Origin of the sequence: Pseudomonas peli, assembly GCF_900099645.1 — a bacterium.
In the GTDB taxonomy this organism is placed as follows: Bacteria; Pseudomonadota; Gammaproteobacteria; order Pseudomonadales; family Pseudomonadaceae; genus Aquipseudomonas; species Aquipseudomonas peli.
The window spans coordinates 389,560-411,928 of record NZ_FMTL01000003.1 but is presented as its reverse complement, the minus strand read 5'-3'; the positions used below and the strand labels follow the sequence as shown (position 1 = coordinate 411,928).

Below are 22,369 nucleotides of genomic sequence, written 5' to 3'. Positions count from 1 at the left end.
CGTGGAGACTCTCCCCTTGACCACCATCGTTTCAGTGCGCCGCAACGGCAAAGTCGTCATGGGCGGCGACGGCCAGGTGTCCCTCGGCAATACCGTGATGAAAGGCAACGCGAAAAAAGTTCGCCGCCTGTACCACGGCCAGGTGCTGGCCGGTTTTGCCGGCGCCACCGCTGACGCATTTACCCTGTTTGAACGCTTTGAAGGCCAGCTGGAAAAGCATCAAGGCCATCTGGTGCGCGCCGCCGTTGAACTGGCCAAAGACTGGCGCACCGACCGCTCGCTGAGCCGCCTGGAAGCCATGCTGGCAGTGGCTAACAAGGACGCCTCGCTGATCATCACCGGCAACGGCGATGTGGTTGAGCCCGAGCATGGCCTGATCGCCATGGGCTCCGGCGGCGGTTTCGCCCAGGCCGCGGCCATGGCCCTGCTGCAGAAAACCGATTTGAGTGCCCGTGAAATCACCGAAACCGCGCTGAACATTGCCGGCTCCATTTGTGTCTTCACTAACCAAACCCTGACTATCGAAGAAGAAGACTGCGCCGAGTAAGCGCGCCTTCTTCTGGAGTAAACCCGCATGTCCATGACGCCCCGCGAAATCGTTCACGAACTCAACCGCCACATCATCGGTCAGGACGACGCCAAGCGCGCCGTGGCCATTGCCCTGCGCAACCGCTGGCGGCGCATGCAGCTGCCGGTTGAGCTGCGCGCCGAAGTGACGCCCAAGAATATCCTGATGATCGGCCCGACCGGCGTCGGTAAAACCGAAATCGCCCGCCGCCTGGCCAAGCTGGCCAACGCACCGTTTATCAAGGTGGAAGCAACCAAGTTCACCGAAGTCGGTTATGTCGGCCGCGATGTCGAGTCGATCATCCGTGACCTCGCCGATGCGGCAATCAAGATGCTGCGCGAGCAGGAGATGGTCAAAGTTCGTCACCGCGCCGAAGATGCCGCTGAAGAGCGCATCCTCGATGCCCTGCTGCCACCGGCCCGCACCGGTTTCAGCGAAGAAGCCGCACCGGGCAACGACTCCAACACCCGCCAGCTGTTCCGCAAGCGCCTGCGCGAGGGTCAGCTGGATGACAAGGACATCGAGATCGAAGTGGCCGACGCTCCGGCCGGCATCGAAATCATGACCCCGCCAGGCATGGAAGAGATGACCAACCAGCTGCAAAGCCTGTTTTCCAACATGGGCAAGGGCAAGAAGAAGAGCCGCAAGCTCAAGGTCAAGGAAGCCCTGAAAATGGTGCGCGATGAAGAAGCCGCGCGTCTGGTCAACGAGGAAGAACTCAAGGCCCAGGCCCTGGAAGCCGTGGAACAGAACGGCATCGTGTTTATCGACGAGATTGACAAAGTGGCCAAACGCGGTAACACCGGCGGTGCCGACGTGTCCCGCGAAGGTGTGCAGCGCGACCTACTGCCGCTGATCGAAGGCTGCACGGTTAACACCAAGCTGGGCATGGTGAAAACCGACCACATCCTGTTTATCGCCTCCGGCGCGTTCCACCTGAGCAAGCCGAGCGACCTGGTGCCCGAGCTGCAAGGCCGCCTGCCGATTCGCGTCGAGCTTAAAGCCCTGACCCCGCAGGATTTCGAGCGCATTCTCACCGAGCCGCACGCCTCGCTCACCGAGCAATACGCCGCCCTGCTGAACACCGAAGGCCTGGGCATCCAGTTCGTTGCCGAAGGTATCAAGCGCATCGCCGAGATTGCCTATCAGGTCAACGAAAAGACCGAGAACATCGGCGCGCGCCGCCTGCACACCCTGCTCGAACGCCTGTTGGAGGAAGTCTCTTTCAGCGCTGGCGACCTGGCTGGCCAGCAGAACGGTACGCCGATCGTGATCGACGCGGCCTACGTCAACAGCCACCTCGGCGAGCTGGCGCAGGACGAAGACCTGTCGCGCTATATCCTGTAACGCGCCCGCCCGAAGCCCGGATGCAATCCGGGCTTCGGAGCAACCCAGGAAGCAATCATGCGCATCCCTACCGCGATAAAACTGCACAAAGCCTCGAAAACCCTGGAGCTGCATTACGGGGCGGACGAGCGCTACACCCTGCCCGCCGAGTTCCTGCGCGTGCACTCGCCGTCGGCGGAAGTGCAGGGCCACGGCAAACCGATCCTGCAGACCGGCAAGCTCGGCGTCGGCCTGAACAAGATCGAGCCAGCAGGCAATTACGCCCTCAAACTGACCTTCGATGACGGCCACGACAGCGGCCTGTTCACCTGGGATTATCTGGAACAGCTGTCCCTGCGCCAGACTGAACTGTGGAACGATTACCTCGCCACCCTCGCCGCCGCCGGCAAGTCCCGCGATCCCAGCGAGAGCGTGGTCAAGCTGATGCTCTGAAGTGTCCAGGCGATATACCGTCAGGAATTGACTCAGGTGCTTCAGCTATTTCCTCACGCCCGCACCACCAAGCGGCAATCTGCGCAGCGCAGCAGCCCGTCTAGCTCGTTGATCCTGGCGGGTTAGAGCGCATTTTCTAATCCTTCCCTGCATACTCATCATGCATTCGGCCTGGATCGCGGCCGGCTTGCACAAATTCTCAAACTCGGGTAACCAAGTAGTTGGAAGTTTCTCGCGCCAGGCAGCCCCTGCGACGAGGACGATTGCGGAGCGATCCGCCCTTGGTAATCCGGGCAATACCTGGCCCTTAGCCCTGTGTCGCCGAGCACAGCAGTACGCCGGTATTTCGTCTCAGGACAATGGAGCGTTGTAGATGACAGATAAGAATAATGATGACCTGAAACACCAGGCCTCCGAGAACACGCTGGGCCTTAACCCGGTGATCGGCATCCGCGGTAAAGACCTACTTAGCTCCGCCCGAGTCGTACTCAAGCAAGCCCTCAAGCAACCCCTGCACAGCGCCAAACACCTCGCCCACTTCAGCATGGAGCTGAAGAACGTGATGCTCGGCCAATCCGACCTCACCCCCGCCGATGGCGACCGGCGCTTTGCCGACCCCGCCTGGAGCCAGAATCCGCTGTACCGCCGCTACCTGCAGACCTACCTGGCCTGGCGCAAGGAGCTGCATGACTGGGTCGAGCACAGCAACCTGTCCGAACAGGATGCCAGCCGTGGCCACTTCGTGATCAATCTGATGACCGAAGCCATGGCCCCCAGCAACAGCATGGCCAACCCGGCCGCTGTTAAGCGCTTCTTCGAAACCGGCGGCAAGAGCCTGCTCGACGGCCTGTCGCACTTGGCCCAGGACATCGTCAACAACGGTGGCATGCCCAGCCAGGTCAACATGAACGCCTTCGAGGTCGGTAAAAGCCTGGCCACCACCGATGGCGCAGTGATTTTCCGCAACGACCTGCTGGAACTGATCCAGTACAAGCCGATCACCGAGCAGGTACACGAACGCCCCCTGCTGGTAGTACCACCACAGATCAACAAGTTCTACGTGTTCGACCTGTCGCCGGAGAAGAGCGTGGCGCGCTTCCTGCTGCGCAATGGCGTGCAAACCTTCGTGGTGAGCTGGCGCAACCCGACCAAGGCACACCGCGAGTGGGGCCTGTCGACCTATATCGAAGCACTGAAAGAAGCCATCGACGTGGTCACCGCCGTCACCGGCAGCAAAGACATCAACATGCTCGGCGCCTGCTCCGGCGGCCTGACCACCACCTCGCTGTTGGGCCATTACGCCGCGCTGGGTGAGAAGAAGGTGCATGCACTGACCCTGCTGGTCAGCGTGCTGGATAACCGTCTGGAAACCGATGTGGCGCTGTTCGCCGACGAAAAAAGTCTGGAGCTGGCCAAGCGCCGCTCCTATCAGGCCGGTGTGCTGGAAGGCAGCGACATGGCTAAAGTGTTCGCCTGGATGCGCCCCAACGACCTGATCTGGAACTACTGGGTCAACAACTACCTGCTCGGTAACGAGCCGCCGGTGTTCGATATCCTCTACTGGAACAACGACACCACGCGCCTGCCCGCGGCCCTGCATGGCGAGTTTATCGACATGTTTACCTCCAACCCGCTGATCCGCGCGGGCGCACTGGAAGTCTGCGGCACACCGATCGACCTCAAGCAGGTTACCAGCGACCTCTATTGCGTGGCCGGCACCACCGATCACATTACGCCGTGGGAGTCGTGCTACAAATCGGCCAATCTGTTCGGCGGCAATGTCGAGTTCGTGCTGTCCAACAGCGGGCACATTCAGAGCATTCTCAACCCGCCGGGTAACCCGAAAGCACGCTACATGACCAACACCCAGATGCATGCGGACCCGAAAACCTGGCAAGCCAGTTCGACCAAGCACGCCGACTCCTGGTGGCTGCATTGGCAAGTCTGGCTGGGCGAGCGCTCCGGCGCGCACAAGAAGGCACCGACGCAGCTGGGCAACAAAAAATACCCGGCCGGCGAAGCAGCTCCAGGCACCTACGTGCACGAGCGTTGATCACCTGCGCACTGCGCATACTGCCCGCGGCACTGGAGGTGTCGCTCGCCCACCCGCTGATTGGCGCGGGTGAGGCGAACCAGGCTTAGCCCTGGTATTTCTGGAAAAGACCCGGAGGGTCTGATCCAGCGTTTTAATTGATAGGGCTTTTGCGCATGTCGCTACCTTTCGTATTCCGCACCATTGAACTGGACGGCCAGACCATCCGCACCGCGGTTCGCCCCGGTAACGGCGAGATGACTCCGCTGCTGATCTTTAACGGCATCGGCGCCAACCTGGAGCTGGTCATGCCGTTCGTGCGCGCCCTGGACCCCGGCCTGGAGGTCATCGCCTTCGACGTACCCGGTGTCGGCGGCTCCTCCACGCCCAGCACACCCTACCGCTTCCCTGGCCTGGCCAAACTGGCCGCACGCATGCTCGATTACCTCGACTACGGTCAGGTCAATGCGATTGGCGTGTCATGGGGCGGAGCCCTGGCGCAGCAGTTTGCCCATGATTACCCCGAGCGCTGCAAGAAGCTGATCCTCGCCGCCACCTCAGCCGGCGCGGTGATGGTGCCTGGCAAACCCAAGGTGCTCTGGTGCATGGCCAGCCCGCGGCGTTATGTGCAACCGTCCTACGGCGTGCAGATTGCCCCGGAAATCTACGGCGGCGCATTCCGCCGCGACCCGAAACTGGCCCTGGCGCATGCCAGTAAAGTCCGTTCGGGCGGCAAGATGGGCTACTACTGGCAGCTGTTCGCCGGCCTCGGCTGGACCAGCATCCACTGGCTGCACAAGATTCGCCAACCGACGCTGGTGATGGCCGGCGATGATGACCCGCTCATCCCGCTGGTGAACATGCGTCTGCTGGCCTGGCGCATCCCCAACTCGGAACTGCACGTGATCGACGACGGCCACCTGTTCCTGGTAACCCGCGCCGAAGCTGTAGCGCCGATCATCATGAAGTTTCTTGAGGAAGAACGGCAGCGCGCGATCATGCACCCACAACCCGCGCCAGCCCGCACGCTCGGCTAAGCGCACTCATGCTGGGCGAGCACGTCAACAACACGCACCGGGGCTGTGCCGAAGCACAGTGCTTGACCCACTTTCGGGCACGTTGTATTACCTGAGAATTAGCGCGCGGCAGTCTGGAACGCCCATGCGCGCGCATTGGTATAAGCCTTGCTGCTTATCAAGTCTCATGGTTTGACGACGGAGTGTTGCCCAATGCGAGACCAACCTGCCAAACGTGCCCTGCCCGTACGCAGCAGCGCGATGAATGCCCAAAACGCAGTGGTCGGTCTGCGCGGCCGCGACCTGCTGTCCACCCTGCGCGGCCTGGCGCTGCAAGGGATCAAACAACCCATTCACAGTGCCCGCCATGTCGCCGCACTGGGCGGTCAACTCGGTCGCGTGCTGCTGGGTGACAAGCCGTTCAAGGTCAACCCGCAGGACCCGCGTTTCGCCGACCCGACCTGGCGTGATAACCCGATCTACAGCCGCAGCCTGCAAGCCTACCTGGCCTGCCAGAAGCAGTTGAACAGCTGGATCGACGAAAGCAACCTGGACACCGACGACCGTGCCCGTGCGCGCTTTGTCGCCACCCTGCTCGGCGATGCCCTGGCGCCCAGCAACACCCTGCTCAACCCGCAAGTCATCAAAGAGCTGTTCAACAGTGGCGGCAGCAGCCTGTTCAAGGGCGTGAGTCACCTGTTCGATGACTTGGTCAATAACGACGGCATGCCCAGCCAGGTCAGCAAACACGCCTTCGAAGTCGGCCGCAACCTGGCCACCACCAGCGGTGCCGTGGTGTTTCGCAGTGAACTGCTGGAGCTGATCCAGTACAAGCCGATGAGCGAAAAGCAGTACGCCAAGCCGCTGCTGATCGTGCCGCCGCAAATCAACAAGTTCTATATTTTCGACCTTTCCAGCGAAAAGAGTTTCGTCCAATACGCGCTGAAGAACGGCCTGCAAACTTTCGTCATCAGCTGGCGTAACCCCGACCCACGGCACCGCGAATGGGGCCTGTCGAGTTACGTAGAAGCACTGGAAAAAGCCATCGACGCCTGCCGTGAAATAACCGGCAGCAAGGACGTTAACCTGCTCGGCGCCTGCGCCGGTGGCCTGACCATTGCGGCACTGCAAGGCCATCTGCAGGCCAAGCGCCAGTTGCGCAAAGTGGCCAGCGCCACCTACATGGTCAGCATGCTCGACAGCCAGATCGACAGCCCGGCCATGCTGTTTGCCGACGAGCTGACCCTCGAAGCCGCCAAACGCCGCTCCTACCAGCAGGGCGTGCTAGACGGTCGTGATATGGCGCGGGTGTTCGCCTGGATGCGCCCCAACGACCTGATCTGGAATTACTGGATCAACAACTACCTGCTCGGCAAGCAGCCGCCGGCCTTCGACATTCTCTACTGGAACAACGACAACACCCGCCTACCCGCTGCTTTACACGGCGACCTGATCGACTTCTTCAAGCACAACCCCCTGACCCACCCACGCGGCCTGGAAGTCTGCGGTACACCCGTCGATCTGCAGAAGGTTACGGTCGACAGTTTCAGCGTCGCTGGGATCAATGACCACATCACCCCCTGGGATGCGGTGTACCGCTCGACGCTGCTGCTGGGCGGTGATCGGCGCTTTATTCTGTCCAACAGCGGGCATATCCAGAGCATTCTCAACCCACCGGGTAATCCGAAGTCCAATTACCTGGAGAACCCCAAGCTCACTGGTGACCCACGCGCCTGGTACCACGATGCCGAGCACGTGCAAGGCAGTTGGTGGCCGGTGTGGCTGAACTGGATGCAAGAGCGTTCGGGTGAACAACAGGACACCCTGATGGCGCTTGGTAACCAGCACTACCCAGCCATGGAAGCTGCGCCCGGCACCTATGTGCATGTGCGCTAAACCACCCAAACATGCCTGATCAGACTGGCCGCAAACCCATGCGGCCAGGTATCGTCAGCCTTCCCGCGGCCAGAATAAGAAGACCGGATGAAAACCCGCGACAGAATCCTTGAATGTGCCCTGCTGCTGTTCAACCAGAAGGGCGAGCCGAATGTCTCCACCCTGGAAATCGCCAACGAACTGGGCATCAGCCCGGGCAACCTCTACTACCACTTCCATGGCAAAGAACCGCTGATCCTCGGTCTGTTCGAGCGCTTTCAGGCCGAACTCGCGCCGTTGCTTTCACCGCCCGAAGACGTGCAGCTGGATATGGAAGACTATTGGCTGTTTCTGCACCTGATTGTCGAACGTCTGGCGCACTACCGCTTCCTGTTCCAGGACCTGTCCAACCTGACCAGCCGTCTGCCAAAACTGGAACGCGGCATGCGGCACTGGCTCAACAACCTGAAACGCGCGCTGGCCGAACTGCTCGCCCAACTGCAACTTGATGGCCAGCTGCAAAGCGATACCCAGTCACTGGGCCAATTGGTCGAGCAAATCACCCTGACCCTGCTGTTTTCCCTGGACTACCAACGCATCATCGGTCGCGAAGGCGAGAGTCGCCTGGTGGTGTATCAGGTGATGATGCTGGTGGCTCCACACCTGGCTGAAGAGTCACGCTACGCCGCCGAACACCTGGCGCAGCGCTACCTAGAAGATTAACGCGAATGCATAAACGCAAACGCCCGGCACGAGGCCGGGCGTTTGCGTTGACTGCTGCGCGTCTTACGACTGGGCGGCAGGTGTTACAGGTGCAGCAGGTGCAGCGGCCGGTGCAGGTGCAGCAGCGGCGGCCGGAGCAACAGCGGGCTTCGCGGCGACCGGCTTGGCTGGTGCCTTGGCAGCGGGTTTAGCCGCTGGCTTGGCGGCTGGCTTAGCAGCAGCTTTGGCAGCAGGTTTAGCCGCTGGTTTGGCTGCAGCCTTGACGGCCGGTTTAGCCGCTGGCTTGGCGGCTGCTTTAGCGGCCGGCTTGGCTGCTGGCTTAGCAGCTGGTTTGGCCGCTACTTTCTTCACAGCAGGCTTGACCGACTTGACCGAAACACCGGTCAGTTGCTCGATCTGCTTGGTCAGGCTTTCAACTTTGGCGTTGAGCGCTTTCACTTCATTGCGGCTCGGAACACCGAGACGCGAAATGGCATTGTTCAGACGCTTGTCGAAGGCTTCTTCCAGCTCGCCCCACTTGCCAATAGCCTTGTCTTTGACCTCATCAACTTTCGATTTGGCAGTGTCCACTTTCGAACCCACAGTGGTCTTCACTGCGCCAACTTGCTTGTCGACTTCGGTCTTGGCTTGCTTCTCAGCTTTTTCGCCATCCTTGACCAGCGTGTCGAACAGCTTGTTGCCGTCCTTGCTGACCTTGGAGTAGGCACCCAAACCAGCCAGCCAGATTTGACGCGAGTATTTTTCTACTTCGCCAATCCAGGAAGTGGTTTGCTTTTCGGTTTTCTTTTTGACAGCCATCCTGCTCTCCTTACTTGGTACGCGCGACGTGCTCGAGCAACGCGCTCAGCTCATCCAGCTTAGCAGACAGTACTTCAACATCCTGCTTGGACGGGATACCCATGCGATTCAGGGCGCTGGCAACACGGTTATCGAAGGCCTTCTCGATTTTGTCGAGCTGTACTTCGAACTTGCCTTTCACGCTGCTGACATTGCTGGTGACAGTGGTCTTAACGCTGTCGATCTGGCTGTTGGCGGCTTCAACTTGTTCGTTGACCAGTTTTTTGCCTTGTTTTTCAACGCCTTCGCCGCTTTTCACGAGTTCTTTGAAGTACTCGGAACCTTCTTGACCGGCTTTGGCGTATGCGCCCAGACCTGCCAGCCAGATTTTGCGGGCGTAAACTTTCGCGTCGCTCAGCACAGTGCTGGTTTCTTCAACGACGGCTTTCTTTTTAACGGCAACTTTCGACATGGTGCACCTCACTCTAAGTGTTTCGAGGAAACGCCCACGGAATGCAGGCTTAGGTGCACGGTATCGATGAAAATTAGAAACCGCATACTAAGCATGCGGAAAATTGCAGGAGCCATGCTCAACAAGAGAGCAGCAACGGCCGTAAACCTCAGGCCTGCAGATTCTTGTCCAGCACCTCTTCGATCTCGCGTTTGATGCTGCCGCTCATCGCCGACAGCAACAGCCCCAGGCTGAGCTGTACGCGCACACTGTGGTCATGCACCTCAATACGCCCATCCGCGCCGCTGCGCTTGAACTCCAGCGTGTCGCCATTCCAGCGGTAACGCACATCGTATTCGCGAGCCAGGCGCTCGGCCAGTTGCTCGGCTTTTTCCCGGGCGACTTCGCGCCCCAGGGTGTGGGGACGTTCTACGGTGATTTTGGCCATGGCATTTCTCCTCGCCCGTTAACTGCGACCTTACGTCGCTGCGACTATAGCAAGGCTACAGACCGCAAGCTGCACACGACGTCAGCGCTCAGTCCGTTGCAGAACTTTGTTGTTCGCCGCCGCACGGCCCAAACCCAGCGGGGCTTTTTGGGTTTAGAATGACCGCCACTTTAGATGCAGCCTCTGTGTTTTAGGAAAGGCCACGATGAACGATCCGCGCAAGAGCAGCGACAGCGAACCCACCACGCACTTCGGTTTCCAGAGCGTGCCGGAAAGCCAGAAGGCGGAAAAAGTCGCCGAAGTCTTTCACTCGGTCGCGGCCAAGTACGACCTGATGAACGACGTGCTGTCTGGCGGCATGCACCGCTTGTGGAAGCGCTTCACCATCGAACTGTCTGGCGTGCGCAGCGGCAATCGGGTGCTGGATATTGCTGGCGGCACGGGCGATCTGACCCGCAAGTTTTCCAGCCTGGTCGGTCCGACTGGCGAAGTGGTGTTGGCCGACATCAACGAATCGATGCTGCGCGTCGGCCGTGATCGCCTGCTCGATAAGGGCGTGGCCGGCAACGTCAGCTTCGTCCAGGCCGATGCGGAGAAGCTGCCGTTCCCGGACAACCATTTCGACGTGGTGACCATCGCCTTCGGCCTGCGCAACGTGACGCACAAAGAAGACGCCATCCGTTCGATGCTGCGCGTGCTCAAGCCGGGCGGTCGCCTGCTGATCCTGGAGTTCTCCAAGCCGTCCAGTCCGCTGCTGTCGAAGTTCTACGACGCCTACTCGTTCAAATTCATGCCGCTGGCCGGCAAACTGATCACCAACGACGCCGAAAGCTACCGCTACCTGGCCGAGTCGATCCGTATGCACCCGGATCAGGACACCCTCAAGGCGATGATGGTTGAAGCTGGTTTCGAGCGCGTGACCTTCCACAATATGACCGGCGGCATCGTCGCCCTGCACCGCGGCATCAAGCCCTAATGCTGCTGACCGGGCTGCTGGCCGGCGTCGAAATCGGCCTCAATCGCGTGCTGGCCATGGACAGCACCGCGCTGCCGCGCCTGGCGCGCTTAAGCGGCCGGGTGATTGCCGTGGAGTGCGCCGCGCCAAATCTGAAGCTGTTTATTCTGCCTAGCGCCAACGGCATGCAACTGGCCGCGCAATGGGCCGGCGATGCTGATTGTCACTTGCGCGCCCCCGCCGCCAGCCTGTTGCGCCTGGCCGTGAGCCGCGACAAGACCAGCATCCTGCATAGCCCGGACGTCAGCCTGGATGGCGACAGCGCCGCCCTGCTGGAGCTGGCCGGCATCCTTCAGGACCTTGAGCTGGACTGGGAGTACGAACTGTCGCGCTGGCTCGGCCCAGTCGGCAGCCAGCTGCTCGGTGGCCATCTGCGCAGCCGGATGAACTGGAGCAGCCAGGCGCTCGACAGCCTGCGCCTGAACCTGGCCGATTACCTCAGTGAAGAATCCCGCAGCCTGGTCGGCCAGCGCGAAGCCGATGCGCGCTTCGCCGAACTGGACCACCTCAAGCTATCCCTCGACCGACTCGACGCGCGCATCGAGCGCCTCGCCCAACGCCATAAGCCCATCGCATGAAGCTGCTTGCCGTTCGTCGTCTGTTGCGTATCCAGCGCGTAGTCATTCGCTACCAGCTGGACGACCTGTTATTCGCCCTGCCGCTGCCTTTCTGGGCTCGCTTACTGCGCGATGTGCTGCCTTGGCGCTGGCTGCCGCGCCGTAACCTGCTGCTGTCGCGCGGCGCACGTCTGCGTCTGGCGCTGGAAGAACTGGGGCCGATCTTTATCAAGTTCGGCCAACTGCTTTCCACCCGCCGCGACCTGTTGCCCACTGATATCGCTGACGAGCTGGCCAAGCTGCAGGATCAGGTACCGCCCTTCGACCCGGCCAAAGCGCTGGCACTGATCGAATCCCAATTGGGCGCAAAGGTCGGTGAAGTGTTTGCCCGCTTTGATACGCAACCGCTGGCATCGGCCTCGGTCGCCCAGGTGCATGCCGCGCAGCTGAAAAGCGGCGAAGAGGTGGTGGTCAAAGTCATCCGTCCAGGCTTGAAACCGGTCATTGAGCAGGACATCGCCTGGCTATTCCTACTGGCCAAAGTGGCCGAGCGCGCCTCCGCGGATGCGCGTCGTCTGCGCCCGGTGGAAGTGGTCAGCGATTACGAAAAGACCATTTACGACGAACTCGACCTGCTGCGCGAAGCGGCCAACGCCAGCCAGCTGCGGCGCAACTTCGAAGGCTCGCCGCTGCTCTATGTGCCGCAGGTGTACTGGGACTATTGCCGGCCGAAGGTGCTGGTCATGGAGCGCATCTACGGCATTCAGGTTACCGACCTGGAAACCCTGGCCGATCAGCGCACCGATATGAAACTGCTAGCCGAACGCGGCGTGGAGATTTTCTTCACCCAGGTGTTCCGCGACAGTTTCTTCCATGCCGACATGCACCCCGGCAACATCTTCGTCAGCACGCGCACGCCATGGAACCCGCAATACATCGCGATCGACTGCGGCATCATCGGCAGCCTCACCGCTGAAGATCAGGACTACCTGGCGCGCAACCTGATCGCCTTCTTCAAGCGCGATTACCGTCGCGTGGCACAGCTGCATATCGATTCCGGCTGGGTGCCGGCGGAAACCAAGATCAATGATTTCGAGGCGGCAATCCGTACCGTCTGCGAGCCGATCTTCGAAAAACCACTGAAGGACATCTCCTTCGGTCAGGTGCTGCTGCGCCTGTTCCAGACCGCGCGCCGATTCAATATGGAAGTGCAACCGCAGCTGGTGCTGCTGCAGAAAACCCTGCTCAACATCGAAGGCCTGGGCCGCCAGCTCTATCCCGATCTGGACCTGTGGAGCACCGCACAGCCCTTCCTTGAGCGCTGGATGCGTGAGCGCATCAGCCCGCTGCAGCTGCTGCGCAACCTGCAACTGCAGGCCGAGCAGGTGCCGCACCTGTCGCAAATTGCCCGTGAAACCCTGGAACGCCTCAATCAGCAACCGGTCAGCCACCAGGAACAACCCGTGGCGGGCCGCCAATGGCCTGCACGCTTGCTCGGCGCAGCGCTGATCGGCGGAGCTGCTTCTCAGGGCCTGGCGCTGAGCCTGATCGCCTGGCCGAGCTGGCTAATGCTGGCGGGCGGCCTCTATCTGGTGCTGCGCCGATAGCCACACCGGTTAGGCACTGGCACACTAGCTTTTGAATCAGACAGCCCGAGATGGGCGGAACTTGCAATGACTGACTGGCTCGACGACATCAATTGGAACAGCGACGGCCTGGTACCGGCCATCGCCCAGGACCACAAGACCGGCCGCGTGCTGATGATGGCCTGGATGAACCGTGAGGCGCTGACCCTGACGGCCACCGAACAACGTGCCATCTACTGGTCACGCTCGCGCGGCAAACTCTGGCGTAAGGGCGAAGAATCCGGGCATGTGCAGAAACTGCATGAAATGCGCCTGGACTGCGACGCTGACGTGATCATCCTCATGGTTGAACAGCTGGGCGGTATCGCCTGCCACACCGGCCGCGAAAGCTGCTTTTACCGGGTGTTTGAGAACGGCACCTGGAAAATCGTCGAAGCGGTACTGAAAGACCCGCATGCCATCTACAGTGCAGGACATACCCATGAGTGACTCGGCCATGACTGATACCCTGAGCCGCCTGGCCGAGGTGCTGGAGTCGCGCAAAGGCGCTGCCGCCGACAGCTCGTATGTCGCCAGCCTGTACCACAAGGGCCTGAACAAGATTCTGGAAAAGGTCGGTGAGGAGTCGGTGGAAACCATCCTCGCGGCCAAAGATGCAGCCGTCAGCGGCGACTGCAGCGATGTGATTTATGAAACCGCCGACCTGTGGTTCCACAGCCTGGTTATGCTTGCCGCCCTCGGCCAGCACCCCCAGGCGGTATTGGACGAGTTGGACCGGCGCTTTGGCCTCTCCGGGCACGCGGAAAAAGCCGCGCGCTCGCAAGACTGATTAAACCTTCACTTTCGGAGTACGCATTATGGGATTCGGTGGCATTAGCATCTGGCAACTCCTGATCATCCTGCTGATCGTGGTCATGCTGTTCGGCACCAAGCGCCTCAAGGGCCTGGGTTCTGACCTGGGCGACGCGATCAAGGGCTTCCGTAAGTCGATGGACAACGGCGACGCTGAGAAGCCGGCCCCTGCCGTGGACGAGCCGAAAGGTCAGACCATCGACGCTCAGGCGCGCAAGGTCGAAGAACCGGCGAAAAAAGACTAAGCCATGTTTGATATCGGCTTTACCGAACTGCTGCTGGTCGGCATCGTCGCCCTGGTGGTGCTGGGGCCTGATCGCCTGCCCGGCGCAGTGCGCACGGCCGGTTTGTGGATCGGCCGGATCAAACGCAGCTTCAGCGCGATCAAGGCTGAGGTCGAGCGTGAGATCGGCGCGGATGAAATCCGCCGACAGCTGCATAACGAGCAGATCCTTGAGCTGGAGCGGGAAATGAACGCGATTAAGCAAAGCCTCAACGCACCGCATACCAGCATCACCGAACCGAGCCCTGCCGCTGCACCCGCCGCAAAGCCGACCGCAGCTACCGATAGCACCCGCCAGGATAAAAGCCCGCAGCCATGAGCCAACGACCGGACAGCGATCAGGAAATGCCCCTGATCTCGCACCTGACCGAACTGCGCACGCGCCTGCTCCGGATTGTTGCAGCGATACTGCTGCTGTTTGCAGGGCTGTTCTATTTTTCCCAGGACATCTACGCGCTGGTTGCCGCACCGCTGCGCGCTTATCTGCCGGAAGGTGCGACGATGATCGCCACCGGAGTGGCCTCGCCATTCCTCACGCCGTTCAAGTTGACCATGATGGTCGCGCTATTCCTGTCGATGCCGATCATCCTGCATCAGATCTGGGGTTTTATCGCACCAGGGCTATACAAGCACGAGAAGCGCATTGCTGTTCCCCTATTGGTTTCCAGCATCCTGCTGTTCTATGCGGGCATGGCCTTCGCCTACTTCGTGGTGTTCCCGATCATGTTCGGCTTCTTCGCCAGCGTGACCCCGGAAGGCGTAGAGATGATGACCGATATCGGTCAGTACCTGGATTTCGTCCTGACCCTGTTCTTTGCCTTCGGCGTCGCCTTTGAGATCCCGATTGCCACCTTTCTGCTGATCTGGGTCGGCATCGTCGATGTCGAGACCCTACGCAAAAGCCGCCCCTATGTGATCGTTGGCTGCTTTGTCGTCGGCATGCTGCTGACCCCACCTGATGTGTTCTCACAAACCCTGCTGGCCGTACCGATGTGGATGCTCTTCGAAGTCGGTCTGCTGTGCGGCAGCATGGTCAAGCGCCGTGACGACGAGGAAGCCGCGGCGGCAGAGGAAAACGACAGTTCGTCCAACGACCAACCGCCCGCTGCACAACCGTGAACCTGCTGCTGCTGGAAGACGGCGACTTTATCGCCGCCGACCGCGTGCTGCTCAGCGGCCGTCGCCTCAAGCATCTGCATGAAGTGCACCGCGCCGAAGCCGGCGACAGCCTGCGTGTCGGTCACCTGAATGGTTTGATGGGCAGTGGACAGCTGCTGCGTCTGGACGCCGAGCAAGCTGAACTAGCGGTGCAGCTCGACCAGCCACCGCCTGAGAAACTGCCACTGACCCTGCTGCTCGCCTTGCCCCGGCCGAAGATGCTGCGGCGCGTGTTACAAACCGTCAGCAGTATGGGCGTGCCTCGGCTGATTCTGCTGAACAGCTACCGGGTGGAAAAAAGCTTCTGGCAGACGCCTTTCCTCGAACCCGCAGCGATTCGCGAACAGCTGATTCTCGGCCTGGAACAGGCCCGCGATACCGTGCTGCCGGAAGTCGTTATCGAGAAGCGCTTCAAGCCCTTTGTCGAAGATCAGCTGCCTGGCATCGCTGCCGGCACAGTGGGCTTGGTCGGCCATCCCGGCGACTTCCCAGCCTGCCCGCGCGCAGTCGAACAGCCTGTGACGCTGGCCATCGGCCCGGAAGGCGGCTGGATTCCCTACGAAGTAGAAAAGCTCACCGAAGCCGGCCTGCAACCGGTGCAGCTGGGCGCGCGAATTCTGCGGGTGGAAACAGCAGTGACTGCATTACTGGCGCGCCTGTTCTAACCCTGATCTAGCAGTTGATGCCAATGCGCCGGCAGTAGCTGACCCTTGAGCGCTGGCGCTTCAACCAACTGAACATCACGCGGCTGCAGCGGCTCACCACAATCCGAACACACCAGCACGCCTTGCATCGGCTGGCCACAGCTGCGGTGGATGTGCCGGATCGGCGCGCCTTCCGCACCGCTCATATGGCGGTCGCCCCAATGCACCAGTGCCATGATGGCCGGATACAGATCACGGCCCTTGGCGCTCAGGCAGTACTCCTCACGCAACGGCCGCTGCTGATACGCCACCTTGTCCAACACGCCCGCTTCAGCCAGTTTTTTCAGGCGATCGGCCAGCACATGCCGGGTAATCCCCAGGCGTTTCTCAAACGCATCGAAACGACGAATACCGAGAAAACTCTCGCGCAGCACCAACAGCGTCCAGCGATCACCCACCACCGATAGGGTGCGGGCCAGCGAGCAGGGTTGCTGCTCCAGTTCTTCCCAACGCATAAGCCAACCTCTAACAGCAATGGCTCACGATAGCTTGACAGGTTCCAAAATGGAACCGACTATCAGACAAGGTTCCAAAATAGAACTGACGGAGACTGCAATGAGCGAACGTAAAGCAATTCTGGTCGTCGGCGCTGGTGACGCCACCGGCGGCGCCATCGCCAAACGCTTCGCCCGCGAGGGTTATGTCGCATGCGTGGCACGACGCAATGCCGAGAAACTCTTGCCATTGGTGGCGGAAATTGAAGCCGCCGGTGGCAGTGCGCGGGCCTTTGGCTGTGATGCACGCGTCGAGGAGCAGGTGGTCGAGCTGTTCGCCACCATTGAGCGCGAGGTCGGCCCGCTGCATGCGGTGGTATTCAACATCGGCGCCAACGTGCAGTTTTCCATCACCGAAACCACCGAGCGGGTCTACCGCAAGGTCTGGGAAATGGCCGCGCTGGCCGGTTTTCTCACCGGCCGTGAAGCCGCCAAAGTGATGCTGCTGCGTGGCCAGGGCACGATCATCTTTACCGGCGCCACCGCTTCCTTGCGCGGCCGGGCCAACTTCTCTGCCTTCGCCAGCGCCAAGTTCGCCTTGCGCGCGCTGGCTCAAAGCATGGCCCGCGAACTCGGCCCCAAGGGCATTCATGTCGCCCACCCGATTATCGACGGGGCCATCGATACCGCGTTTATCCGCGACACCTTTCCGCAGCTATACCAGCTCAAGGATCAGGACGGTATTCTCAATCCCGACCACATCGCTGACACCTACTGGCAGATCCATTGCCAGCCTCGTGATTGCTGGGTGCATGAGCTGGATCTGCGGCCATGGTCTGAGACGTTCTAACGACTGCGCGCTCGCCCAATAACAGAATCTCCCAAAGGAGCATGCAATGAGCAAAACCCTGGAATTCTTTTTCGATTTCGGCAGCCCAGCCAGCTACCTGGCCTGGACCCAGGTGCCGCGAATCGCCCGCGAAGCCGGCGCGCAGCTTATCTGGCGACCGATGTTGCTCGGTGGCGTATTCAAAGCCACCGGCAACCAGTCGCCGGTCATGATCCCGAGCAAGGGCGCCTGGATGCTCAGGGACCTCGCACGCTTTGCCAGCCGCTATGGCGTGCCAATGGCCTTCAATCCGCACTTCCCGATCAACACCCTCACCCTGATGCGCGGCGCAGCAGGTTATCAGGGCAGCGAACGCTTCGAGCACTATGTGAAAACCCTCTTCGAAGCGCTGTGGGTGCAACAGAAAAACCTCAGCAAGCCCGAGGTCGTGGCCGAGGTATTGAGCAACGCGGGTTTCGACCTGAGTGAGTTTGAGCAACTGGTCAGCGATGAAGCGGTGAAGGAACGCCTCAAGGCCACCACTGAAGAAGCGATCAAGCGCGGCGTGTTTGGCGCACCGACGTTCTTCATCGGCCAGGAGATGCACTTCGGCCAGGACCGCCTGGACTTTGTCGCCGAAGCCCTTGCGCGCTAGCAGCGCCGCTAGCTCTCCAGCAGAAAGGTCACCGGCCCGTCATTGACCAGATGCACCTGCATATCGGCACCGAACCGGCCAGTGGCAACCTGCGAGTGTTTGCCGCGGGCCTGGGTAACCAGTAGGTCGAACAGCTCCGCGCCCAGCGCCGGTGCTGCGGCACTGGAAAAGCTTGGGCGCAGGCCGCTCTTGGTGTCGGCGGCCAGGGTGAATTGCGACACCAGCAGCAAGCCGCCGCCACTATCGCTGAGCGACAGGTTCATCTTGCCAGCCGCATCGCTGAACACGCGGTAGTTGAGCAGCTTGTGCAGAATTTTCTCGACACTGGCCGGGGTGTCCTGCGGCTCGACGCCCACCAGCGCCAGCAGGCCCTGATCAATCGCGCCAACTACCTCACCCGCCACTTCTACTCGGGCGCCACGCACCCGTTGAATCAGTGCCTTCATGCTTCGTCCGGAGACAGGTTGAGTAGGCGCCGCGCCAGGTCGTCCGCCGCACGCACCAGGGCATCGGTAATGCCGACTTCTGCGGCCGAATGCCCCGCATCACGGATGATCTGCAGCTCGCTGTTAGGCCAGGCCTGGTGCAGCGCCCAGGCGTTGTCCAGTGGGCAGATCACGTCATAGCGGCCGTGTACGATCACCCCGGGCAAGTGGGCAATCTTCGGCATGTCGCGCAGCAGCTGATCGGTTTCGAGGAAGGCGTTATTGACGAAGTAATGGCATTCGATGCGGGCAATCGACAGCGCGCGGTGGGCGTCACTGAAACGGTCGACCACCTGCGGATTGGGGCGCAGGGTGGCAGTACGCCCTTCCCAGGTCGACCAAGCTTTGGCGGCATGCATCTGGGCTATCTGATCCGGGCCGGTCAGGCGTTTGTAGAAGGCCTGTACCAGATCACCGCGCTCATCCGCTGGGATCGGCGCGAGGTAATCCTCCCAGTAATCGGGGAACAGGCGGCTCGCCCCTTCCTGGTAGAACCACTGAATTTCCTGCGGGCGACACAGAAAGATGCCGCGCAGAATCAGCCCATGCACGCGCTGCGGATGAGCCTGAGCATAAGCCAGCGCCAGGGTCGAACCCCATGAGCCGCCGAACAGCACCCATTTGTCGATGCCGAGGTGCTCGCGGATCTGCTCCATGTCAGCGATCAGTGCCTGAGTGGTGTTGTTCTCCAGGCTGGCGTGCGGTGTGGAACGGCCGCAGCCACGCTGATCGAAGGTGACAATACGGTACAGGTTGGGGTCGAAATAGCGCCGGCTCGCCGCGTCGCAGCCGGCGCCCGGGCCGCCATGAATGAACACCACAGGTAGACCATCCGGCGAACCACTCTCGTCGACATACAGCACGTGCGGCGCCTGCACCGCCAGCTCATGACGGGCGTAGGGTTTAATCTCCGGATACAAGGTCTGCATGGCATGCTCCTGACTTGACCTGAATAATGCGCGGCGTAACGTCGACGGCCTTGCGCCGAACACCCACGGGCGCAACCGCTTTAAGCTCTGCCGGGCATCATAACCATGAAAAAGGAGTTCAGCATGCCAACACGGATATTTGCCTTAGCTTTCCTACTGTTTTGCACCCTGCTCGCCGGTTGCGGTGCCAAAGATGATCCGCAGGCCGCGCTGGAAGCAGCCTTGCAGCAACTGCAGGACAATCTGGAAGCGAAGAAGAACAACGCGGTACTCGACCAGCTGCACCCACAGTTCTCGGCCCAAGGCGAATTTGACCGTGAGTGGGCGCAGCGCACCATGTTGCTGCTGTTTATGCGCCACAAGAACATCAAGGTGCTGGCCCTGAGCAAGAACAGCTACCTCGACACGACCTACCGCGAAAAAGGCCACACCGAAGCACAGGTCGCCCTGGCCGGTGCAGAGAGTCTGATCCCCGACAGTGCACGTCACTACAACGTGAAGATGGAGTGGTGGCTTGAAGGCGATGAATGGAAGCTGGCGCGGCTGAACTGGCAATAACCGCCCGCAGACAAACTGCGGGCGGCTAACAGAGTTACCAGTCTAAGCTGAGCCCAAGGTTAATGCCGTGCTGGCGGTCTGAAGTGCCACGGAAGTTATAGCCCGCGCTCAGCTTTAACTCATTCCCGAGCACATGCTGTACCCCGAGGCTGGCCAAGGTCTGTCCATTGGCTGGCGTATGCCCCTGCAGTTCGAATTGATTGCCCGACACGGAGTTAAGCCCCATTTTCAAGTCACGCCGGTCGTCCTCGAACTCGCGTTCACGGGCGACCTCGGCATACAGCTGGGTGCTGTTGCTCAATTGATAATTAAGCTGCAGGCCTATACCCAAGCGGCGACTGTCACGCTGCTGATCGCCAAAGTTGAGTGCCGTGGAACTGTTGCCCTGCTCGGCATAACCATCGACATCCACCCGTGCCAGATCGGCACTGATAAAGGGGCTGACACGCCAGTCAGTGCCGGCATTGGCCAGGTCATAACCAATTCGCGCAGACAGCGCATAGAGCTTGCCATCGGTATCGCCTTTCTCGCGGCGCTCGGCAATCCCCAGAGCAAACTGACGATTGAGGTCGCTGTAGTCCAGCTGCCCCAGACTCAGGCTGGCATCAGCCCACAGACGCTCCTTTTGGTACTGGGAAAAGGCGCTGAGCAAATAGCTGCGCAGGTCGTACTCGGAATCGTTGTCGCTTTCCAATTGCTGATGCTGTAAGCCCAGCGAGAGGCCGAAGCGCCAGTTTTCATCGAAGCGGTAACTACCGCCCAGGTGGACGCCCAAGCCATCACTGTCACCACCACTCGTGACAGCATCACGCTGAAACTGCTGACGCATGCCGCTGGCCATGACAAAACTACGCCACTGGCCCTGAGCCTGCCAAAGGCCGCGATCTGTCTGCCACTCACTGCGCAATTGCTGCTGATGGGCATTCAGGCTGGCCATCGCCATTTCCGGCAGCAGGGACACTTCCCAGGGCGCGCCCAGTATCGAAAAAATATAATCCGCACTGATCTGTTGCACGGCTGCAGTCGGGTGCACCCCGTCATTGAACATCAAGCGGTCAGGGTTGGGCGTGAGCCCTGTGATGCCCCAGGTCGGATCGGCCAGGCAACTACTGCCGCTGAAGCAGACATCAGTCTGCGCCACCAAGGGGTCGAAGCCGAAAGAGGCCAGTTCAGCCTTCACCTCGGTAAGCAACCCGCGGAAATTGAGGCGAATGACGTTGCCGCCCAATGCAGCCAACTGAGTACCCAACTCATCGTTGAGCAGCCCTGATGCATTCGACCAGGCCGCGCGGAAGCCGGTGGCGAAACCCGCAGGCGTCAAGCCGACGTCAGGTAGATCGGAGACAATGATGGTGCGTGCACCTGCAGCCTGAAGAGCCGCTACCCCCGCGACCAAATCAGCCGCTGCAGCCGCAGCGCTTGCCTGGTCAGTCACAACAAACTGCAGCACATCGTTGCCACCACCATTGATGTAGAACAACGCATCGGGATCAACGCGTGGCACATCTACCAGATACCCATTACGAGTACGACTGATGCCGCCGCCAGCATCGACCACAGAACCATTGGCCGCGGTGATCGAACTCAGGATCTGATCAGTGCGATAGCCGCCCACGGCATAGTTGGTGCCATCGGCGTTACCAGTCAGGATCTGCGGCAGAATGGGTGTCGAGGGCAGCGCCTGTAGGCCTAGCAGGGAAGCCAAACGCTGGGTGGCAACCGTGTCGAAGTACTCGCGGTTATTGCCTAAGTAGTTCGGTCCAGTGCGGTTGGTAAAGCGCACCCCTCCAGTCGGGTTCCCCCCCAGTAAAGGGCTACCCAGATCCGGAAACTGCCCACTGTCGCTCAAGGAATCGCCAAAAATGATCAACTGCGAATAAGGCATGGCTTGTGACGCTGCAGACAGACTCGCCAGCAGCACAGCAGCGCTCAAGGCTTTCAATGGATGACTCATGGGGTTCCCCTTCTTATTGTGATGCCCTACACAGGCAAGCGAAGGAGACTAATGAGAACCCGCGCACGCGGCTCTCACCCAAACGGGTAAATAGAAAGCCTATTCAGCGGTTGAATAGCGCTATATCACCCAGGGAATAAACATTCTGCTGCGCTGCATATAGTCGCGGTATGCCTCGCCAAACTGCTGCAGACATTCAGCTTCGTCGCGCTTGGCAGTCAGCCAGAGTGTCAGGCTGGCCAGCAGCGCCAGAACCAGGCTCAGGCCATTGGGCTGCTTGCAGGCCACGCCCCAGGCCAACAATAGCAGCGAGGCGTACAACGGGTGGCGGATGTGACTGTAGATGCCGCTGGTCACCAGCTGCGAGGTGCGTTCGAAGGCAAACAGCTCGGCATCCGTGCGCTGCTCGTTCGGGCGCCCCATGCGGCGCAATTGATAAAGACCGGGAAACAGCACCAGCAGCGAAGCGAATAGCAGGACCCAGGACACCAGCTGATGAGTGGAAAAACGGTCGACAAACCACTGCGGCCCGTTGAGCACCAGTAACGCCAGGATCGCCTCCCAGGCAAAAAAACGGTAGAAGCCGTGGGACTTGGGCCGCTGCAATGCCCGCCAGGACAGCGCCACCAACACCAGCGTCCCCAGCGCAAAAGCGCCCCCTTGCAACCACGCCATAGAACCTCTCCAATTTTGCTCGCTGG

27 protein-coding genes are annotated in these 22,369 nt (G+C 60.5%); 19 read left to right on the top strand and 8 right to left on the bottom strand.

Going from position 1 to position 22,369, the window contains the following annotated elements; genetic code table 11:
• The first annotated feature begins 16 nt into the window (after positions 1 to 16).
• The 7 genes from hslV (at position 17) to BLO50_RS16525 (ending at position 7,993) form a co-directional block, all read left to right on the top strand.
• Positions 17 to 547 (top strand): ATP-dependent protease subunit HslV, encoded by a 531-nt coding sequence (hslV, locus tag BLO50_RS16555; protein ID WP_090254921.1) that lies wholly within the window; start codon positions 17 to 19, stop codon positions 545 to 547.
• Positions 548 to 574: 27 nt separating this feature from the next.
• Positions 575 to 1,915, top strand: coding sequence for an HslU--HslV peptidase ATPase subunit (hslU, locus tag BLO50_RS16550; protein ID WP_090254919.1), 1,341 nt, complete (start codon positions 575 to 577; stop codon positions 1,913 to 1,915).
• 57 nt (positions 1,916 to 1,972) lie between these two features.
• Positions 1,973 to 2,347: a gamma-butyrobetaine hydroxylase family protein gene (locus BLO50_RS16545; RefSeq protein WP_090254917.1), complete on the top strand. Its 375-nt coding sequence runs from the start codon at positions 1,973 to 1,975 to the stop codon at positions 2,345 to 2,347.
• 373 nt (positions 2,348 to 2,720) lie between these two features.
• The gene (gene phaC / locus BLO50_RS16540; protein WP_090254914.1) at positions 2,721 to 4,400 is read left to right on the top strand and encodes a class II poly(R)-hydroxyalkanoic acid synthase; all 1,680 of its coding nucleotides are present in this window, start codon (positions 2,721 to 2,723) and stop codon (positions 4,398 to 4,400) included.
• 155 nt (positions 4,401 to 4,555) lie between these two features.
• Positions 4,556 to 5,416 carry a poly(3-hydroxyalkanoate) depolymerase gene (gene phaZ / locus BLO50_RS16535; protein WP_090254912.1) on the top strand — a complete coding sequence of 287 codons (861 nt, stop codon included), beginning with the start codon at positions 4,556 to 4,558 and terminating at the stop codon, positions 5,414 to 5,416.
• 192 nt (positions 5,417 to 5,608) lie between these two features.
• Positions 5,609 to 7,291 (top strand): class II poly(R)-hydroxyalkanoic acid synthase, encoded by a 1,683-nt coding sequence (phaC, locus tag BLO50_RS16530; protein WP_090254910.1) that lies wholly within the window; start codon positions 5,609 to 5,611, stop codon positions 7,289 to 7,291.
• A gap of 87 nt (positions 7,292 to 7,378) precedes the next feature.
• Complete coding sequence (locus BLO50_RS16525; protein ID WP_090254908.1) at positions 7,379 to 7,993, top strand: TetR/AcrR family transcriptional regulator; 615 nt, start codon at positions 7,379 to 7,381, stop codon at positions 7,991 to 7,993.
• Positions 7,994 to 8,056: 63 nt separating this feature from the next.
• On the opposite strand, the gene BLO50_RS16520 is transcribed toward BLO50_RS16525, so the two are convergent.
• The 3 genes from BLO50_RS16520 to BLO50_RS16510 all read right to left on the bottom strand — a co-directional run bounded on the left by BLO50_RS16520 (position 8,057) and on the right by BLO50_RS16510 (position 9,669).
• A complete protein-coding gene (locus tag BLO50_RS16520) occupies positions 8,057 to 8,791 on the bottom strand; it encodes a phasin family protein (protein WP_090254906.1) in 735 nt (244 codons plus the stop codon).
• Positions 8,792 to 8,801: 10 nt separating this feature from the next.
• Positions 8,802 to 9,242: a phasin family protein gene (locus tag BLO50_RS16515; RefSeq protein ID WP_090254904.1), complete on the bottom strand. Its 441-nt coding sequence runs from the start codon at positions 9,240 to 9,242 to the stop codon at positions 8,802 to 8,804.
• A 148-nt stretch (positions 9,243 to 9,390) separates the two neighbouring features.
• The gene (locus BLO50_RS16510) at positions 9,391 to 9,669 is read right to left on the bottom strand and encodes a polyhydroxyalkanoic acid system family protein (RefSeq protein WP_090254902.1); all 279 of its coding nucleotides are present in this window, start codon (positions 9,667 to 9,669) and stop codon (positions 9,391 to 9,393) included.
• Positions 9,670 to 9,874: 205 nt separating this feature from the next.
• On the opposite strand from BLO50_RS16510, the gene ubiE reads away from it, so the two are divergent.
• From ubiE to BLO50_RS16465, 9 genes are all read left to right on the top strand, one after another.
• Positions 9,875 to 10,645 (top strand): bifunctional demethylmenaquinone methyltransferase/2-methoxy-6-polyprenyl-1,4-benzoquinol methylase UbiE, encoded by a 771-nt coding sequence (ubiE, locus tag BLO50_RS16505; protein ID WP_090254901.1) that lies wholly within the window; start codon positions 9,875 to 9,877, stop codon positions 10,643 to 10,645.
• Positions 10,645 to 11,262 (top strand): ubiquinone biosynthesis accessory factor UbiJ, encoded by a 618-nt coding sequence (locus tag BLO50_RS16500; protein WP_090254899.1) that lies wholly within the window; start codon positions 10,645 to 10,647, stop codon positions 11,260 to 11,262. The genes ubiE and BLO50_RS16500 overlap by 1 nt, the downstream gene beginning before the upstream one ends.
• Positions 11,259 to 12,848, top strand: a complete 1,590-nt coding sequence (gene ubiB / locus BLO50_RS16495; RefSeq protein ID WP_090254898.1) for a ubiquinone biosynthesis regulatory protein kinase UbiB — start codon at positions 11,259 to 11,261, stop codon at positions 12,846 to 12,848. The genes BLO50_RS16500 and ubiB overlap by 4 nt, the downstream gene beginning before the upstream one ends.
• A gap of 66 nt (positions 12,849 to 12,914) precedes the next feature.
• Complete coding sequence (hisI, locus tag BLO50_RS16490; RefSeq protein WP_090254896.1) at positions 12,915 to 13,316, top strand: phosphoribosyl-AMP cyclohydrolase; 402 nt, start codon at positions 12,915 to 12,917, stop codon at positions 13,314 to 13,316.
• Between the two features lie 7 nt (positions 13,317 to 13,323).
• Positions 13,324 to 13,656: a phosphoribosyl-ATP diphosphatase gene (locus BLO50_RS16485; protein ID WP_090255176.1), complete on the top strand. Its 333-nt coding sequence runs from the start codon at positions 13,324 to 13,326 to the stop codon at positions 13,654 to 13,656.
• Between the two features lie 28 nt (positions 13,657 to 13,684).
• Positions 13,685 to 13,924, top strand: a complete 240-nt coding sequence (gene tatA / locus BLO50_RS16480) for a twin-arginine translocase TatA/TatE family subunit (RefSeq protein ID WP_090254894.1) — start codon at positions 13,685 to 13,687, stop codon at positions 13,922 to 13,924.
• Between the two features lie 3 nt (positions 13,925 to 13,927).
• On the top strand, positions 13,928 to 14,281 hold the full coding sequence (tatB, locus tag BLO50_RS16475) for a Sec-independent protein translocase protein TatB (protein WP_090254892.1): 354 nt from the start codon (positions 13,928 to 13,930) through the stop codon (positions 14,279 to 14,281).
• Positions 14,278 to 15,081 (top strand): twin-arginine translocase subunit TatC, encoded by an 804-nt coding sequence (gene tatC, locus BLO50_RS16470; protein ID WP_090254890.1) that lies wholly within the window; start codon positions 14,278 to 14,280, stop codon positions 15,079 to 15,081. The genes tatB and tatC overlap by 4 nt, the downstream gene beginning before the upstream one ends.
• The gene (locus tag BLO50_RS16465; protein WP_090254888.1) at positions 15,078 to 15,785 is read left to right on the top strand and encodes a 16S rRNA (uracil(1498)-N(3))-methyltransferase; all 708 of its coding nucleotides are present in this window, start codon (positions 15,078 to 15,080) and stop codon (positions 15,783 to 15,785) included. Before tatC ends, BLO50_RS16465 begins: the two co-directional genes overlap by 4 nt.
• On the opposite strand, the gene BLO50_RS16460 is transcribed toward BLO50_RS16465, so the two are convergent.
• On the bottom strand, positions 15,782 to 16,279 hold the full coding sequence (locus tag BLO50_RS16460) for a winged helix-turn-helix transcriptional regulator (RefSeq protein WP_090254886.1): 498 nt from the start codon (positions 16,277 to 16,279) through the stop codon (positions 15,782 to 15,784). The genes BLO50_RS16465 and BLO50_RS16460 overlap by 4 nt on opposite strands.
• 100 nt (positions 16,280 to 16,379) lie before the next feature.
• Here BLO50_RS16460 and BLO50_RS16455 point away from each other — a divergent pair, with 100 nt between their 5' ends.
• On the top strand, positions 16,380 to 17,108 hold the full coding sequence (locus BLO50_RS16455) for an SDR family oxidoreductase (protein WP_090254884.1): 729 nt from the start codon (positions 16,380 to 16,382) through the stop codon (positions 17,106 to 17,108).
• A gap of 46 nt (positions 17,109 to 17,154) precedes the next feature.
• Positions 17,155 to 17,742: a 2-hydroxychromene-2-carboxylate isomerase gene (locus BLO50_RS16450; RefSeq protein ID WP_090254882.1), complete on the top strand. Its 588-nt coding sequence runs from the start codon at positions 17,155 to 17,157 to the stop codon at positions 17,740 to 17,742.
• A gap of 8 nt (positions 17,743 to 17,750) precedes the next feature.
• On the opposite strand, the gene dtd is transcribed toward BLO50_RS16450, so the two are convergent.
• Both dtd and pip read right to left on the bottom strand, forming a co-directional pair.
• On the bottom strand, positions 17,751 to 18,188 hold the full coding sequence (dtd, locus tag BLO50_RS16445) for a D-aminoacyl-tRNA deacylase (protein WP_090254880.1): 438 nt from the start codon (positions 18,186 to 18,188) through the stop codon (positions 17,751 to 17,753).
• Positions 18,185 to 19,156 (bottom strand): prolyl aminopeptidase, encoded by a 972-nt coding sequence (gene pip / locus BLO50_RS16440; protein WP_090254878.1) that lies wholly within the window; start codon positions 19,154 to 19,156, stop codon positions 18,185 to 18,187. Before pip ends, dtd begins: the two co-directional genes overlap by 4 nt.
• A gap of 123 nt (positions 19,157 to 19,279) precedes the next feature.
• Here pip and BLO50_RS16435 point away from each other — a divergent pair, with 123 nt between their 5' ends.
• Positions 19,280 to 19,714, top strand: a complete 435-nt coding sequence (locus tag BLO50_RS16435) for a hypothetical protein (protein ID WP_090254877.1) — start codon at positions 19,280 to 19,282, stop codon at positions 19,712 to 19,714.
• 34 nt (positions 19,715 to 19,748) lie between these two features.
• Here the strand turns inward: BLO50_RS16435 and BLO50_RS16430 are convergent, their stop codons facing one another.
• Positions 19,749 to 21,668: an autotransporter domain-containing SGNH/GDSL hydrolase family protein gene (locus tag BLO50_RS16430; protein ID WP_090254875.1), complete on the bottom strand. Its 1,920-nt coding sequence runs from the start codon at positions 21,666 to 21,668 to the stop codon at positions 19,749 to 19,751.
• Between the two features lie 120 nt (positions 21,669 to 21,788).
• On the bottom strand, positions 21,789 to 22,343 hold the full coding sequence (locus BLO50_RS16425) for a methyltransferase family protein (protein ID WP_090254874.1): 555 nt from the start codon (positions 22,341 to 22,343) through the stop codon (positions 21,789 to 21,791).
• Positions 22,344 to 22,369 lie beyond the last annotated feature (26 nt).